The organism is Singulisphaera rosea, from assembly GCF_054877945.1.
Genome location: NZ_JBTYIP020000023.1, coordinates 106,306 through 119,526 on the forward strand (window position 1 = coordinate 106,306; position 13,221 = coordinate 119,526).

The 13,221-nt window shown below is 64.3% G+C and carries 18 protein-coding genes; 1 reads left to right on the top strand and 17 read right to left on the bottom strand.

Going from position 1 to position 13,221, the window contains the following annotated elements; all coding sequences use genetic code 11:
• Window position 1 precedes the first annotated feature (1 nt).
• The 11 genes from ACYOEI_RS29605 to ACYOEI_RS29655 all read right to left on the bottom strand — a co-directional run bounded on the left by ACYOEI_RS29605 (window position 2) and on the right by ACYOEI_RS29655 (window position 8,921).
• Complete coding sequence (locus tag ACYOEI_RS29605) at window positions 2–1,210, bottom strand: baseplate J/gp47 family protein (protein ID WP_462853269.1); 1,209 nt, start codon at window positions 1,208–1,210, stop codon at window positions 2–4.
• Window positions 1,203–1,550 carry a contractile injection system sheath initiator gene (locus ACYOEI_RS29610; protein WP_462853270.1) on the bottom strand — a complete coding sequence of 116 codons (348 nt, stop codon included), beginning with the start codon at window positions 1,548–1,550 and terminating at the stop codon, window positions 1,203–1,205. Before ACYOEI_RS29610 ends, ACYOEI_RS29605 begins: the two co-directional genes overlap by 8 nt.
• Window positions 1,550–2,266, bottom strand: a complete 717-nt coding sequence (locus tag ACYOEI_RS29615) for a Gp138 family membrane-puncturing spike protein (protein ID WP_462853271.1) — start codon at window positions 2,264–2,266, stop codon at window positions 1,550–1,552. Before ACYOEI_RS29615 ends, ACYOEI_RS29610 begins: the two co-directional genes overlap by 1 nt.
• Window positions 2,263–3,138 carry a baseplate hub protein gene (locus ACYOEI_RS29620; protein ID WP_462853272.1) on the bottom strand — a complete coding sequence of 292 codons (876 nt, stop codon included), beginning with the start codon at window positions 3,136–3,138 and terminating at the stop codon, window positions 2,263–2,265. Before ACYOEI_RS29620 ends, ACYOEI_RS29615 begins: the two co-directional genes overlap by 4 nt.
• Window positions 3,135–3,527: a phage baseplate plug family protein gene (locus tag ACYOEI_RS29625; protein ID WP_462853273.1), complete on the bottom strand. Its 393-nt coding sequence runs from the start codon at window positions 3,525–3,527 to the stop codon at window positions 3,135–3,137. Before ACYOEI_RS29625 ends, ACYOEI_RS29620 begins: the two co-directional genes overlap by 4 nt.
• Window positions 3,524–4,150, bottom strand: coding sequence for a phage baseplate protein (locus tag ACYOEI_RS29630; RefSeq protein WP_462853274.1), 627 nt, complete (start codon window positions 4,148–4,150; stop codon window positions 3,524–3,526). The genes ACYOEI_RS29625 and ACYOEI_RS29630 overlap by 4 nt, the downstream gene beginning before the upstream one ends.
• Complete coding sequence (locus tag ACYOEI_RS29635; protein ID WP_462853275.1) at window positions 4,150–5,796, bottom strand: phage tail tip lysozyme; 1,647 nt, start codon at window positions 5,794–5,796, stop codon at window positions 4,150–4,152. The genes ACYOEI_RS29630 and ACYOEI_RS29635 overlap by 1 nt, the downstream gene beginning before the upstream one ends.
• A gap of 109 nt (window positions 5,797–5,905) precedes the next feature.
• Window positions 5,906–6,358, bottom strand: coding sequence for a hypothetical protein (locus tag ACYOEI_RS29640; RefSeq protein ID WP_462853276.1), 453 nt, complete (start codon window positions 6,356–6,358; stop codon window positions 5,906–5,908).
• 2 nt (window positions 6,359–6,360) lie between these two features.
• On the bottom strand, window positions 6,361–6,810 hold the full coding sequence (locus tag ACYOEI_RS29645) for a phage tail fiber protein (protein ID WP_462853277.1): 450 nt from the start codon (window positions 6,808–6,810) through the stop codon (window positions 6,361–6,363).
• Between the two features lie 14 nt (window positions 6,811–6,824).
• Window positions 6,825–8,342: a DUF3383 family protein gene (locus ACYOEI_RS29650; RefSeq protein WP_462853278.1), complete on the bottom strand. Its 1,518-nt coding sequence runs from the start codon at window positions 8,340–8,342 to the stop codon at window positions 6,825–6,827.
• 39 nt (window positions 8,343–8,381) lie between these two features.
• Entirely contained in the window at window positions 8,382–8,921 is a 540-nt protein-coding gene (locus ACYOEI_RS29655) for a phage gateway protein (RefSeq protein WP_462853279.1), read from the bottom strand.
• A 133-nt stretch (window positions 8,922–9,054) separates the two neighbouring features.
• On the opposite strand from ACYOEI_RS29655, the gene ACYOEI_RS29660 reads away from it, so the two are divergent.
• The gene (locus ACYOEI_RS29660; RefSeq protein ID WP_462853280.1) at window positions 9,055–9,417 is read left to right on the top strand and encodes a superinfection immunity protein; all 363 of its coding nucleotides are present in this window, start codon (window positions 9,055–9,057) and stop codon (window positions 9,415–9,417) included.
• Here ACYOEI_RS29660 and ACYOEI_RS29665 read toward each other — a convergent pair.
• From ACYOEI_RS29665 to ACYOEI_RS29690, 6 genes are read right to left on the bottom strand one after another with little or no spacing between them, the layout of a single operon-like run.
• A complete protein-coding gene (locus tag ACYOEI_RS29665; RefSeq protein WP_462853281.1) occupies window positions 9,315–9,680 on the bottom strand; it encodes a phage collar protein in 366 nt (121 codons plus the stop codon). The genes ACYOEI_RS29660 and ACYOEI_RS29665 overlap by 103 nt on opposite strands.
• 23 nt (window positions 9,681–9,703) lie before the next feature.
• Window positions 9,704–10,201, bottom strand: coding sequence for a hypothetical protein (locus ACYOEI_RS29670; protein WP_462853282.1), 498 nt, complete (start codon window positions 10,199–10,201; stop codon window positions 9,704–9,706).
• 51 nt (window positions 10,202–10,252) lie between these two features.
• On the bottom strand, window positions 10,253–10,699 hold the full coding sequence (locus ACYOEI_RS29675; protein WP_462853283.1) for a DUF4054 domain-containing protein: 447 nt from the start codon (window positions 10,697–10,699) through the stop codon (window positions 10,253–10,255).
• Entirely contained in the window at window positions 10,699–11,091 is a 393-nt protein-coding gene (locus tag ACYOEI_RS29680; protein ID WP_462853284.1) for a hypothetical protein, read from the bottom strand. Before ACYOEI_RS29680 ends, ACYOEI_RS29675 begins: the two co-directional genes overlap by 1 nt.
• Window positions 11,092–11,113: 22 nt before the next feature.
• Complete coding sequence (locus ACYOEI_RS29685; protein WP_462853285.1) at window positions 11,114–12,202, bottom strand: major capsid family protein; 1,089 nt, start codon at window positions 12,200–12,202, stop codon at window positions 11,114–11,116.
• Between the two features lie 26 nt (window positions 12,203–12,228).
• Entirely contained in the window at window positions 12,229–13,212 is a 984-nt protein-coding gene (locus ACYOEI_RS29690; RefSeq protein WP_462853286.1) for a structural cement protein Gp24, read from the bottom strand.
• Between the last annotated feature and the right edge of the window lie 9 nt (window positions 13,213–13,221).

A 13,221-nucleotide genomic window follows, 5' to 3' on the forward strand; every position in this document is an offset into this window, starting at 1 on the left:
CTTACGCGATCACGACCGTGATATAAGAGAGCTGCGTGCGCGCGATCTCGTCGACGGCGATGGGGATCACGTCGGTCGAGTACGACACCGGAGAGGTCAGGCTGAGCTCCACCTTCGAGATGAAATAGCCGGGATATTCGCTCATGATCGCCCCGGCGATCTCGAACGGCGACGCATCCGAGCCGACCACGAACCCTTCCAGGCCGTTGATCAGGCCGGCGGCATAGTCCAGGACCGCCTGCGTGATGTTGGCGGCGTTCCCGTTCGACGTCGTGACCTTGACCAGGAGCTCGACGACGTTCGGCCGGTCGAATTTGACCTGATAGGTCTGCCCGCTCGCGGGCTCGACCACGTCCACGACCGTGCCGCCATTCCAGGCGCACCCGGAGCTCTTGTTCTCGAGGAGCGCCGCGGCCACGGCGGCGTCGGTGCCCCCCTCGACGCACGCGTAGATCGAATGACCCACCATGCTGATGCCGTTGATGGTCTGCGTGCCCGCGTCCACGTTCTCCTGGAACGTGAGGCTCCTGACCCCTTCGGTGGCATAAAGCGCCGACGTGATCGCCTCGGCGAGCGACACGGCCTGGAAGGCCAGGGTGTTCTTCCTCAGGGCCCGCGCCGCCTGGTCCGATTGCGTGCTGGCCCCCAGGGTCGTGACGGAGGCGGGCGTGCCGCCGGCGTCGTTCGTGACGGTCTCCCAGCCGAGGATATTGGAGACGATCGTGTCCAGGGCCGCGTCGGCGCAGGGGATCGCCCCGGTCGCGACGGACTGGAAGTTGACGGTCGCCGTCCCGCCGGGTCCGAGGGTGACGGTGCCGGTGGACTGGAATTGATCGCCGGCCGACGTGGCGGCCAAGGAGCCGCCGGGGATGACGGTGCCCGCGACGCCGGTGAGCGTCACGTTGGTCACGACCGTGGGGCTGGCGGGCGTCCGCTGCATGCCCGTCAGGGCCAGGATGGCGTCGAGGAAGACGCCGCCGGCGATGTTGGGATTGATCTGGTTGGCCAGCGCGGCGTTGTTGTTGACGACCTCGGTGCGGGCCAGGGTTTCGGCGGTGATCAAGACCCCCTGGGGTGTATCCGGGGTGACGATCAAGTCGGCGCCGAAGACGGCCTGGTACTCGGACTGGACGTCGGCCAGCAGGGATGAGGTGTCGGGCACAATGACGCCGGTCGCGTCCAGATATTGATACGGTGCAGATTCAGCCATTGACTATCGTGCTTCCATAGATCGTGTTTATCTCCGCGACAAAAGTGAGCGCATTGTCCGTGGCCGACAGGGTGATCGATTTCACGGACGTCACGCCCTGCACATCGAGCAGGGTATTCTGCAGGTAGGATTCCCAGATCGCGTAATCGGGGGTTCCCACCCAGATCGTCTGGAAATTCGGCAGGCCGACCCCGGTCTCGAGGACGCACTCGCCGAGCTGGGTCAGGCATGCGGTCACGCAGGCGGCGGCGACGGCCCGGATGCCGGAGAGCATGGCGATGTTGCCGTCGGGGCCGAGATCGAGGTCGTGATTGGCATTCGTGCCGAGCGTCTTGACCATCAGGGCCATCCCGCGTTCGTGTAGGTTTCCAGGGCATGGCTGGTCAAGTTGTAGATCGTCATGCCCTCCACGGGGTCGGGTATCGCATCCCGCTGCCCGGTCGTCATGCGGGGCGGGATGAATGCCTTCGTCGTGCTCTGGACGTCGAGCACCGCGTTCGGCGTCGGCGTGTAGCCTTCGATGTCTCCCACCGTCACCTGCGGGGCCGTGAATTTGAACAGGGTAGGCCAGAGCGCCAGGCGTACCGTGCCGTCGCCGTTCTGGAACACGGCATTCCCCACGTCCTCGGCCGCGATCGTCACCCCGTCGAGGAGGGTGTCGGGGAAGAACATCGCGTCCTCGAAGCTGTGCTTGCGCTGCGTGTTCGGCGGATTGGCCTGCATCGTCTGCTTGAAGAGCGAGATGTCCCGGTCGTTGGCCTTGATCCATCCCGTGTCGCCGGTCGCGACGGGGAAGCTCATCACGAACCCGGCCCCGCCGTACTGGAAGACGGGCACCGAGGCCACCTGGGCGCGGGGCACGACCTGGTTGGCCGTGGTCACCACCGAGATCAGCGGCTGGACCTGGGCCCGGTTCGTGGCGCGGTTGTAGGCGATGACCCGCGCGGGGAGCATGTCGTCGGTCTTCTGCAGGAACTTGGTGAACGCCAGCTTGAGCACGCCGGTGAGCGTGTCGTTGTCGGCGGGGTTCCTCGAAGGCGGGGCGTAAGTCGTCATGTCGATCCCTGGAAGATGCCCAGGTTGGAGCAGAGCAGCGTGTACCAGAACGGTTGTTCGCGGCTGGCGATCTCGTAGTCCATCTTCGCCACCTTGAACGTGCCGTTGGCGGCCGGGTTCGTCGTGCTCTGGATGGTCACGCTCCCCCCGATCAGGATGGCGTTGTTGAGCATGACCTTGACGGTGACGCCCTGGTCGGTCACCTGGGGGATGCCCACCATGCCCGAAGCTTCGTTGATGAGGAATCCGGTATTCTTCCGGGCCGAGTCGGCGTCGATCACCCAGAGCGTGCCGTTGTCGACGCCGGCCTGGATCCCGCCCATCTGGTTGAGCTTCTCGATGTTGTTCTGGAGCGATCCCGTGAAGGAATAGTTGTCGATCTGCTTGTCGGTCGCCTCGAAGTCGAGGAAGAGGCCGTTCTGGGTCGCGACGACCTGGGCGATTTCCGACAGGCGGGTCGTCGCCGGTTGCTGCAGGCCGAGGATCAGGCTCATGTTGTAATTATTCGTGAGCGACCGCAGCACGATCCCGATATCGGGCGGCTGGGTCACCTCGCAGGAGATGACATTCCCGGTGAAGAGCAGGAAGGTGCCGGTCGATTCGCGGCCCGCCTTCAGGTTCAGGACGACCGGCACGCGAGTCGTCGGCGTCGGGTTGTTGGCGGGCGGCGAGAGCAGGGGGGATGCGAGCGTGAGGATGGTGTTCCGGAGCTCCTTGGTCAGGTTGTCGATCCGGCATTCGCAGGTATTCATGCTGGCGCTGCCGAATTTGGTGCCGCCGGCGTAGATCGCGTAGTCGCCCGAGAACGTATAGGTCTGGTCCGGCAGGACGAGGTCGACCTCGATCACGCGGGCGTCGAAAGCACTGCTCATGCGGAATAGCCTTGGGGCGCGAAGCGCAACGGCAAGGCCGCGATGGGGTCGAAGTAGGCGGCGGTGATCGGCGGCGAAGGGGGCGTGCGGATGGCGGACAGCTCGGCCGCGGAGATATATATCAGCGACTGGCTCACGTTGAAGGACGTGTAGAAAGGGAGCTGGAAGTTCGCGGTCGTGAAGAAGAAATTCCCGCTCTCCTCGTACCGCGAGGGGATGATGAGCGACCCGGAGACGGCCCGTGCGCCGTCGAGGATGTCCGTCCCGTTGAGGGTCAGGCCGACGACCGTGGTGTCCTCGACGGTCTTGAGCAGGAAGTTCCAGGTGTTGGTGTCGAGGATGACGGAGAACGACTGGTTCGGGATCGCCTGGATCGGGACCTGCATCATGGGAATTTACCGAGGTTCGCGTAGCTGGCCACGGACGTGGCGGCGGACAGGACGTTGCCCGCCAGGGCCGCGGCACTCTGGAGGCCGCTGGCCGTGGTGTCGCTGTTGAGCGGGTCGGCCGGCTGGAAGTTGACGAGCGTGCCGCCGTTGGCGACGGGGACGACGTAGATCACCTGCTTGAGGCGGAGCCCGATGGTGATGACGTCGTACATGTCCGGCTCTTCCTCGTGCGGCATGTCGGCGATGATCATGTCGGAGTAGATCCCCACGCGGGTCTTCACCGAGAGCGCCGTGGCGTTGATGAACGCCTGGCGGATCTGGCTGAAGGTCTGGGCGTAGTCCCTGGCCGAGACGATGAGGGGGAGGTCGATCTCCACGGGGTTGATGATGTGGTGGTCGGCGAGCACGACGCCGGTCTCCACCGGGTGTTCCATGACCCGGGAGGTCTCGCGGATCGTGGCCTTCATCGGCCGTGCGCCCGCGAACATCTGGCCGAAGTCGGCCGGCGTGGTCCCGCCGTTGCCGTAGATCCCCACGACGTCGACCCGCAGCCCGAACGAGCTGAGCAGGCCCAGGCCGTAGGAGAGGTCGGAGACGAGGGAAGAGGGTGTGATGGCGACCATCAGGCGAACTCCCCGTCGTCGACGTTGGAGGCGAGCATGCGGAGCTGGTTCTTGAGCTCGTGGCTCACCCCGCGGGCGACCCCGGCGGCGTCCGTTGCCTGTGTGTTCACGCTGATGTCTCCGACCTTGATGCTGACCGATTTATTGGCCCCTCCCTGGGATGGGCCGACGAAGGGGATCTGGCTCGAGATGGCGTTGGCGATGCCCGCCCGTTTCTGCGCCTCCATCAGCAATCCATAGGGAGTGGTCGAGGGGACCTCGAATTTGTTGCTGATCGCGGCGGCCGCGTCTCCCGAGCCCGTTGGCAAACCGAGGGGTCCCAGTCCCATCTGTTTCGCTTCCCAGGCCGCGGCCTTGAGCTGATCGGCGTGGCTGGCGGTCCAGACATCGATCCTGGTGGCGGCGAGGATCTTGGCCCGTCGGCTGGCGCTCCACTGGAAGATGCCTCCGTGGCTGCCGTTGCTCGCCGCGGGATTGTAGCTGCTCTCGGCCTGCTCGTTGGCGGCCCATCCGGCGGCCTGCGCGGGCGAATAGCCCTGCGATTGCCAGAAGGCGATGGATTCGGCTTTATTGGAACCGGTAGCGGCTTTCGGCGAGGTTCCCCGGAGTTTCTTCCCGATGAACTCTCCCAAGGCCCCCGCCCCCCATGTGGCGGCGACCCCGGCCGCCGCTGCCGCGCCAATAGCACCGGCGGACAGGCCTCCGGCGACTTCCGCCGCGCCTGCGACGGCTCCTCCGCCGCCGATCAAACCTTTCAGCCATCCCCAGCTTTTCCAGCCGAGGAGGCCGGTAGCAATCGCCGTCCCGGTCCCGGCGACTTCCGCCGCGACGGGATGGCCCTTGAACGTATCGACGAGCCCGAGCAACGCCTCGTTCAGGGACTGGATCGTCCCGAGCAGATGCGTATCGATCTCCGTGGCGATGCTCTGGAAGGCCTGCTTGGTCTTGGCGTAGGCTTCCTGATTCTTCAAGGCCGCCTCGGCATCCTTGTCGCTCAATCGGGCGCTGTCCTTGCCTCCCGCGAGCGCCGCGCGAAAATCCTCGTCGGACGATTCGATGAGCGGGGCCAGTCCGACCGCGCCCGGGACCTGCTGGAGCAGCGTGAGCGCCTCCTGCGGCGACTTGTTCTTGACCTGGTTGTGCAGGTTCTCGATCAGCCGCTTGAATTCGAACGGGGTCCGGTGCTGGGCGGCGTAGGCCGCCTGGGCACCGACGAACGAGTAGAGGTCCTCCGCCTTGCCGCCGACCTGTTCGAGGGCGGCCCCGTAGGCTTTCACCTCGCCGGCGTTCTGGCCCGTCGTCTTGCCCAGGATGGCGAGCGAGGCGTTGAGCTTGTTCGCGTCGACCAGCCCGGCCTTCAGCGCGCTGAACGTGACGTAGGCGGTCGCCGCGCCGACGGCGCTCTCGATCATCCCGGTGAAGGAATCCCTGAGCTTGTCGGTCTCGCGTTGCTGCTGCTTGGTCTCGTCGAGGAGCTCCTTGCGGCGCTTCTTGAGGACGTCGTACTGCTTGTTCTCGTCCTCGGTGCGCTTCTTGCCCTTCTTGCCGAGCTCGTCGAGCTGCTTGTCCAGCTTGGAGATGTCGGCACCGGCCTCCTTGGGGATGTCGGTCTTGAAGAGCAGATAGAACGTGTCGAGGACGGTCATTTCCGGCCCGGCTTATTCTTCGCATGCTCGGCGGCGAGCCATTCGTTATGCGCGGTCACCGCGATGATCTCCCACAAGATGAACGCGTCCTCCATGGTGTAGACCGTCCTCAATTCGTGGAGCGTGGCTTTTCCATGGGCGACGATGGTCCCGATGAGGCCGTTAACATTTCGGAAATCTTCCTGATGTACGTCTGGAAGACGTCTCCCAAGAAACCTGAGATCGTCCCGTTCCGAAAAAAACTGTTGTTGTACTCTACCTCCGCCTTCAGGAGCTTCGCGAGGCACTCCCAGTCGCCGACGTGGTTGTCCACGAGCGCCCGGGTCGAGAGCGGCATCAGCTTGCCGTTGATCTCCACGGCCACGTATTTGAGGATCTTGTCCTGCAAGTCCTGGACGACGCCCCAGTCGCCGATCTTGGGGATGGCGCTGGAGGCCAGGCTGGTCGGGTAGCGTGCCATGATCTCCAGCCCCTCGATGGCGGGCATCTTGGAGAGGAAGAATTTGCGTTCCTTCGCCTCGCCGTCCGTGAGGAGGATCTCCTTGGGGTCCCGGAGCTCCATCGCTATACGGCCCCGTTAACCGTTTGGAACATAAAGGAATACGTCTTACTCTTGAGGCGTCCGCTGCTCGATAACGAATTCCCGAATGGGGCGTCGGTCAGGAAGCCGTTCGCGAAGGTGATGACGCTCCCGTCGGGATAGACGACCGTGATGGTGATCTCGTCCCGGGCGTTGACCTGGCCCTGGGCCGCGTCGTTGTTCTTGGCCAGGATCGCGAGGTTGGTGTCGTCGAGCGAGCCGGGGACGACGCTGATCGTGATCGGCTTGCCGACCGCGCGGCTCCACTTGATCAGGTCGCCGTTGACCCCCATCGCCGTGTCGGCGATCTTCACGCTCGCCATGTCGAAGGCGTCGGCGTCGTCCGCGAATTGCGAGATCGCGATCCCCGCCGGGTAGGTGTTGGAGGCGATCAGGCTCACGGCGGAGCCGAAGCCTGTGATGTCATTTGCCATGTAATTTTACTCCTTTAGATGAGAATGTCCGATCCGATGATCTTCAGGACGACGTCGTCCTTGCTATATACCAGCGTGTAAACGGCGGTATAGGTGGCGACGCCGTCGACGACGGACTGCTGGAAGACGACGTTGACCCAGTAGCCGATGTTCTGGACCTGCTGCCACGCGGTCGGGCTGCCCGTGACCTGTGCGATGTAGAGCTGCTGGGTCGTGTTCAAGGCCTTGCCGACCGAGATCGTGCCGTTATTGAGGGCCTGATTGATGACGCCCTGCAAGGTGGCGAGGATCTGCGCCCGGCCGGTGTTGTTGGCCGCGATCTGCGAGAGGGAGAGTTGCAGGTTCAGGAGCGACGCGGCCAGGGCGTCCTTGAACCAGATCTCGTTGGAATAGAGGTTCTGGAACTGGGGCGAGGCCACCAGGCCCATCATGAACCCCTTCATGTAGAAGCTGATGACCTGGCCGGCGGTCTGCGTGTTGCCGTAGAAGTTGATCCGCAGCCCCGTATAGGTGTTGTAGTCGGCCTGCGTGGTCACCGAGGGCGTCAGATTGAATTGCTGGTACATGTAGTTCTGGACGCTGTTCGTCGCGGCGTAGTTGGTGGCGGCGAGGATCATCATCGGGACCATCTCCGGGTATTCGCCCGAAACCGGAGAAGCCAGAGTGAGGGTCACCCCGCCGGTGTTGAGCAGGGCGGCCGACCATGCCGAGGCGTCGGCGACGGCCACCTGCACCGAGTAGATGAACTGGACGTTGGGCGTGAGGCTGTTGTTCCACGCGGCGGCGGCCTCGACGTTCGAGAGCGTGTTGATCGAGCTGGGCCCGAAGCAGAAGGAGCCGAAATTATTGCTGATGTTGACGAGCTGGTCCAGGTTGGCCGTGAGCAGCTGCGCGGCAGTCCCGTCGGAGAGGATCGCGCCGGCGAGCCAGCCGAGCGGGCCGGCGAGGTCGCCGCTGACTGCGGCGGTCACAAGGACCGTGTCCGCACCGGTCGAGCCGCTCGTCAGGGTGAATCGGTTGTGGGTCGCGTCGTAGGCGACGGTGGCGGCCGTCCAGGCCGCACCGCCGGCCGAATAGGCGCGGATCGCCGTCTGGATCGTGGCGGCCACGGCGGTCAGGCTGGCGTCTCCGGAGCAGTCGATGCCCGTGAGCGTATGGGTGAATCCGCCCAGCGTCAGGTTGAGCTGGCCGGCGGTGATCGCGGTGAACGTGGAGAGCGAGTAGGTCGCCTGCACGCCGAAGATCAAGGAATGGGTCGCCGCGTCCTGGTTCCAGAACCAGAAGCTCAGCAGGGCCGGGGCGGTGATGTTCTTGCTCACCCAGCCGAAATAGAACACGGCGCGGGCGTATTCGCCGGAGCCGGTGCCGAAATACGTGCCGACGTCGGCGGCCGAGGTGAAGCTGAGGATCGTCCCGGTCGGGACGAGGTTGTTGATCGAGATGACCAGCGCGCCCAGGTTGCGAGTCGGGACCTGGGACGTGCCGCCCACGCCGGACGTGATGTCGACGAAGTTGATAATAGGTATAGCCATTGATATTGCTCCTTATTTTCGGTTTTCTGTCGTATTGATTCAGACCGTCGCCACCCGGATCTCCGTGGCGTCGAGGATCGGCACCGTCGAGCGGATGACCTGCTTGTGGGTGAAGGTCACGTCGAAGCTCGGGCACGCCTCGTTCTGCTGGCGGTCGTCGGTGAAATACGGGTTGCGCACGTCCGTCACTCGCAGGAGGCCCACGCCTTGGGCTTCCATGGCGGACACGGCGTCGGCGCTTTGCAGGCAGTAGGCGACGAGGTTCAGGAGGTCGGACGCCGTATACTGCGTCGGGGTGGTGGGATACTGGGTGGCCAGCGCGCTGAACTGGAACGTCGTCTCGTATTGCTGGAGCTCGGTGTGGATCATCAGGTTGTTGACGCCGTCCCAGACATCGGCCCGGTAGGGGAAACCGACGCGGCGGTCCCCGACCTTGTAGAGGTAGGCCGTGGGCTGCGTGTTGACGCCTTGCATGGTCGGCTGGAAGGCCTGTTTCAGCGGGGTCCCGGGGATTCCGGCCACGGCTTCCTGGGCGATCACTGTGCTGATGATGAGGGCTATAAGAGTGTTATCGAGCATTGCACATAGAATATGTTGACATTTTGCATCCAGATCGTTAACATCGGTTAATCACGCGGATAGATCGGCCGATCGAAAAGCGGCGCCCTCCCGCCTTCCGCGTGACTTTCATGAGGGGCAATCGAGAGGGTTTATGGATGTTTATCAATCGTTATTGACTGACTGCGTGCCGCCGCTGATCCTGGGCGGGGCCTACTTCGCGCCGACCATCTTCGCCGCGCTGAATCGCAGGGCGGCCTGGGCCGACGTCGGGCATATCTTCCTCATCAACCTGGTCCTGGGCTGGACGGTGATCGGCTACCTCTTCGCCCTCGGCCTGTCGTTGCTCGACTTCGAACAGATCCGCCGGAACAACGAACGCAAGGCCCGCGTCCGGGAGGCGCAAGCCGAGTTCTACCTGCGTGAGCAGGCGAAGGCCGCGTCCTTGGTGATCGCCACGCAGAGCACGGCATCCCAGCCGTCGATGCCGACCCAGGGCGTCTTCGAGACGCACTGATAAGGGTTCCCCTCGAAGACGATCTGGTCCCCGGAAACGTCACGCGATATGTCGGTGATGGCCTGCGACACGTAGACGTTGATATAGTTCTTCTGGAAGTCGAGGCCGTAGGCCTGGTAGAGCGAGCGCGGCACCGGCTGGATGCTCCCCCTGAGCGTGACGGGCGTCTTGTAGACGGCGACGTCCAGGCCGATGGCGTTGGGCGTGCGGCAATCGAATGCGTAATAGTCGAAGGCTTGTGTCGCGATCAGGCGCGTGGCCATGGAGAGCAGATTCGCGCCGGGAATCATACGGTTTCGGTGACGTGGGTGAGGGTTGTAATTAGCGTTTTTGAATCGATGAGGGGCTTATCCGGCGTGCCGCTCGCCAGCTTGTAGCCCGGCTGCCTGACCTTGGCCGCGACCTGGCCGACGAGCGTGCCCGTCACCTTGAGGTACGGATTCTTGTGCTTCATCGCCCGGATTTCGAGGGTGATCGGGGACAGCGGCGGTGACGTGATCTGGTTGATCGTCTCCTTGACATCCTCCTGGGCGCGCTCGCCGAGGGCGTCCAAAACTTGGAAGGCGGTTAGCGAACCTTTCAGGACGGCTCTGGCCCCTTGAGCGGCGTTCTCTGCCCATGCAGACTTCTGCTCGGCGATCGTGGGGCGGAAGAAAGGACGGGGAGGGATCGGGCCGTGGCCGAACTCCTGCACGGAGGCGACCATGGCGACGGAAGTTCCATCTTCGTAAACTGCCGATGGGAACCAGCCGACTTTCGTCTCGATACCTGCCAGTTCCTTCAATCGGTTGGTCAGCGTCTCGAAGGCCTTGGGGTTTGATCGCTCGATTTTCATCTACCAGCCGTTCCCGAACCAGAATCCCGCCCGTCCCGGAACAGCCGAATTCGCATAGAAGCCACCAACCGAAGCCACCTGCAAGAGCGCGAGCAATTGCTGGCCGTAGGGCGTGGTCTGGAGCCAGTATTGCCATTGGTTCGGAGCGGGTGGCGGCTCGAGCGTGACGCTCACCTTGTCGACGGTCGCCCCGACCATCACGCCCGGGGTCTGCCCCGAGGCGATCAGGCCCGCGAGGCAGACAAGGTGGGCTGTCATCTGATTCAGCGCCAGCGTCTGCTGGGCCAAAGTCATTCCGCCCATGTAGCAGCCGCCGTAGCGGTTGCTCACATAGGCGGTGGCCGTGTCCCAGTAGACCTGGATCACGGCCTGGGGGTAGGTGGTCGCGTCCGCATACGCCGGGAAGAGGGCCCGGAACTTGGCGTCGTCGTATGCGATGCAGGGCATCAGCCGGCCTTCTTCTTGTTGACCATCGGCTTGACGAATTCCCTGTCGCCGTCGTCCTTGAAGTCCTGGGGGACGAGCGGGCAGGCGTCGGTCTTGCGGTCGTGCGTGACCATGTCGGCCGCCGCGACCTCGGGGTCGACCTTGCTCTTCTTCACCGTGATGTAGCCGTTGGCCATGTGCTGCTTGAACGAATAGTCGTCCTTCAGCCATTCCATGTCCTCGTCGGACACGGCGGTGTGCACCCCGAGCGGGGTCCGGAGATACTTGTGGTTCATCCCGGACCCTCCCTTGATCACGACGCTGGCCTCGGCGACGTTGACGCCGCGCGGGCCGTGGTTGCTGTAGCGGACATACTCGTTGGAGTTGGCCATGGTGCTGAAAACATGATGCATAGCTATTACCTGGTTGTTGATCTTAGATCCCGGAGTATCTCACGACCGCGAACGGACGCTTGCAGAGCGTGCCCGCCGTGGCGTTCGAGTAGTCTTCCTCGTAGCCCTTGGTGAGCTGCTGCACGCCCAGGACTTGGAACTTGGCCGGGACGAGCTGCGCGAAGGTGCGGCCGTCGTCCGAGGACAGGTCCTGGACCGCGTCGGCGAACAGGTAGAACACGTTCGCGCCGCCGTTGGCGCCGTTGAGCTGCGGGGCCGAGACCACGCGGCATTTCGGGTAGGTGTCCTTCAGCCACTGGCGCACGCTCAGGCCGAAGTCCGTCGTGACGGCGAGGTACTGGTAGTCGGCCGTCGCCAACGCCAGGGTGGTCGCCACGTCCTCGGGGTTGATCGTGTCCTGGGACTGGGTCTGGAGCTGGGCGAACGCCGTGATCAGGTCGGCCGTGATCTCCTGGAAGTTCTTCGTCGACCACAGCGTCGAGCTGCCGGCGCCGGTCGCCGCCACGTTCTTGTAGGCGGGCAGGCCCGGGTCGTTGAGGAACCCGTAGGTGAAGTTGTTCCCCGAGTTGTATCCGTAGAAGCCCACGGCGTTGCGCTGCTGCTCGAGGACGAGGCCCGCGGACTCGCGTTTGCGGCCGGCGGTGTCGACCATGATACGGGCCGAACGCTTGGCCTCCAGCACGTCGACGCGCATGCCCAGCTCGAAGCGGACCACGGTGCGCGGCACCCAGTTCTCGTTCCAGCTCGCCAGCGGGACCACCGTCTGGTCGCCGTAGGGGACGGCCGTGCCGGTGTTCTCGATGATGCCCTGGACGATCTCTTCGTCTTCCCAGCTGCCCGCGGTGTTGATCCCCACGATCTCGTCGATCTTGCGGGCCGCCGTCATGACCATGACGAAGCCGGGCAGGAACTGCTGGAGGAACTGGAGCTGCACGGGGATGCTGCCCTGGGTGACGCCGGACTGGATCGAGTCCATGCCGAAGCCCTCGTCGACGATCTTGTCGAAGCCGCCCAGGCCGATGCGGCCCAGGTCCTCGTAGTCCTCGACGTTCTTGAACGCGAACTGTCGGACGCTCTGGGCATCCAACGCGGAGTGAATGATGGTTTCCATGGTGTGTTACCTCTGATGTTGGATGATTAGTTGGTGAGCTTGATCACGGCGAGTCCGCCGCCGGTGTTGGCGGTGAAGCGGTCCACCACGCAATTCGGCACGAGCACGTTGGACGGGCCGGTCATCGCCTCGGGGCTGCCGGAGCTGGCCACCGTCTGGCCGCTGGTGTTCAGCGTGTAGGTGCCGGTGCCGCCGGTGCCGCTGCCGTAGGCCGTGATGACCGTGTTCGGGGCGACGCCCGCGCCGAAGACCTGCTGGCCGACCAGCACTTCGCCGGAGGTTAGGGTGCCGATGGTGAGGGTGTCCACGCCCGCGGAGGTGGTGATGTAGGCCGCCGAGGCCGCGAAGGCCGGGGCCGGGCGATTGTCGGCCGTCATGGCGGTGGCCGAGCCCACGGTCTGGCTCACGCTGATCGTATAGGTGCCCGTGGTGCCGGTGCCGGTGCCCAGCGCCGTGATGCGGGTGCCGGGGGTGACGCCGGTGCCCGAGATGATCTGGCCGACGGCGATCTGGCCCTTGGACACCGCCGAGACCGTCAGCGTGGTCGTGCTGATGGTGCCGGTGAAGCTGGTGGTGGGCGTGATGCTGTTGAGGTTGCCGGTCAGCGGGTCGTAGGTCACGAGATCGCCGACGCTCGCCGGGCCGGGGAGGTTGACAAAGAAATAGCCCATCGTGGCGAGCTGGCCGATGGAGTAATCCGGCAGGATCAGCGTCGGGGCCAGCGGGCCGTTGGTCCCGGTCGTGCCGTAGGAGGCGTAGTCCTTCGGGTTGATCAGGATGCCGGCGAAGATGCCGGTGCCGCCGACCTGGGCGGTGCCCGCCAGGGCGCTGTTGGCCGTCGGGTCGGGATTGCCGCCGGAGGTGACGGTGTAAGCGTTGCCGACGAGGTTGGGCACGCCGGCCGAGTACAGGTTGTACGGGGCGGCGCGCATCGGGCCGTCGAAGGCGAGCTCGCCGACGACGCCTGCGGCGGACCAGATATTTACGGTGTTTTGGAAGTTGGCAACCATGTTCGGTTC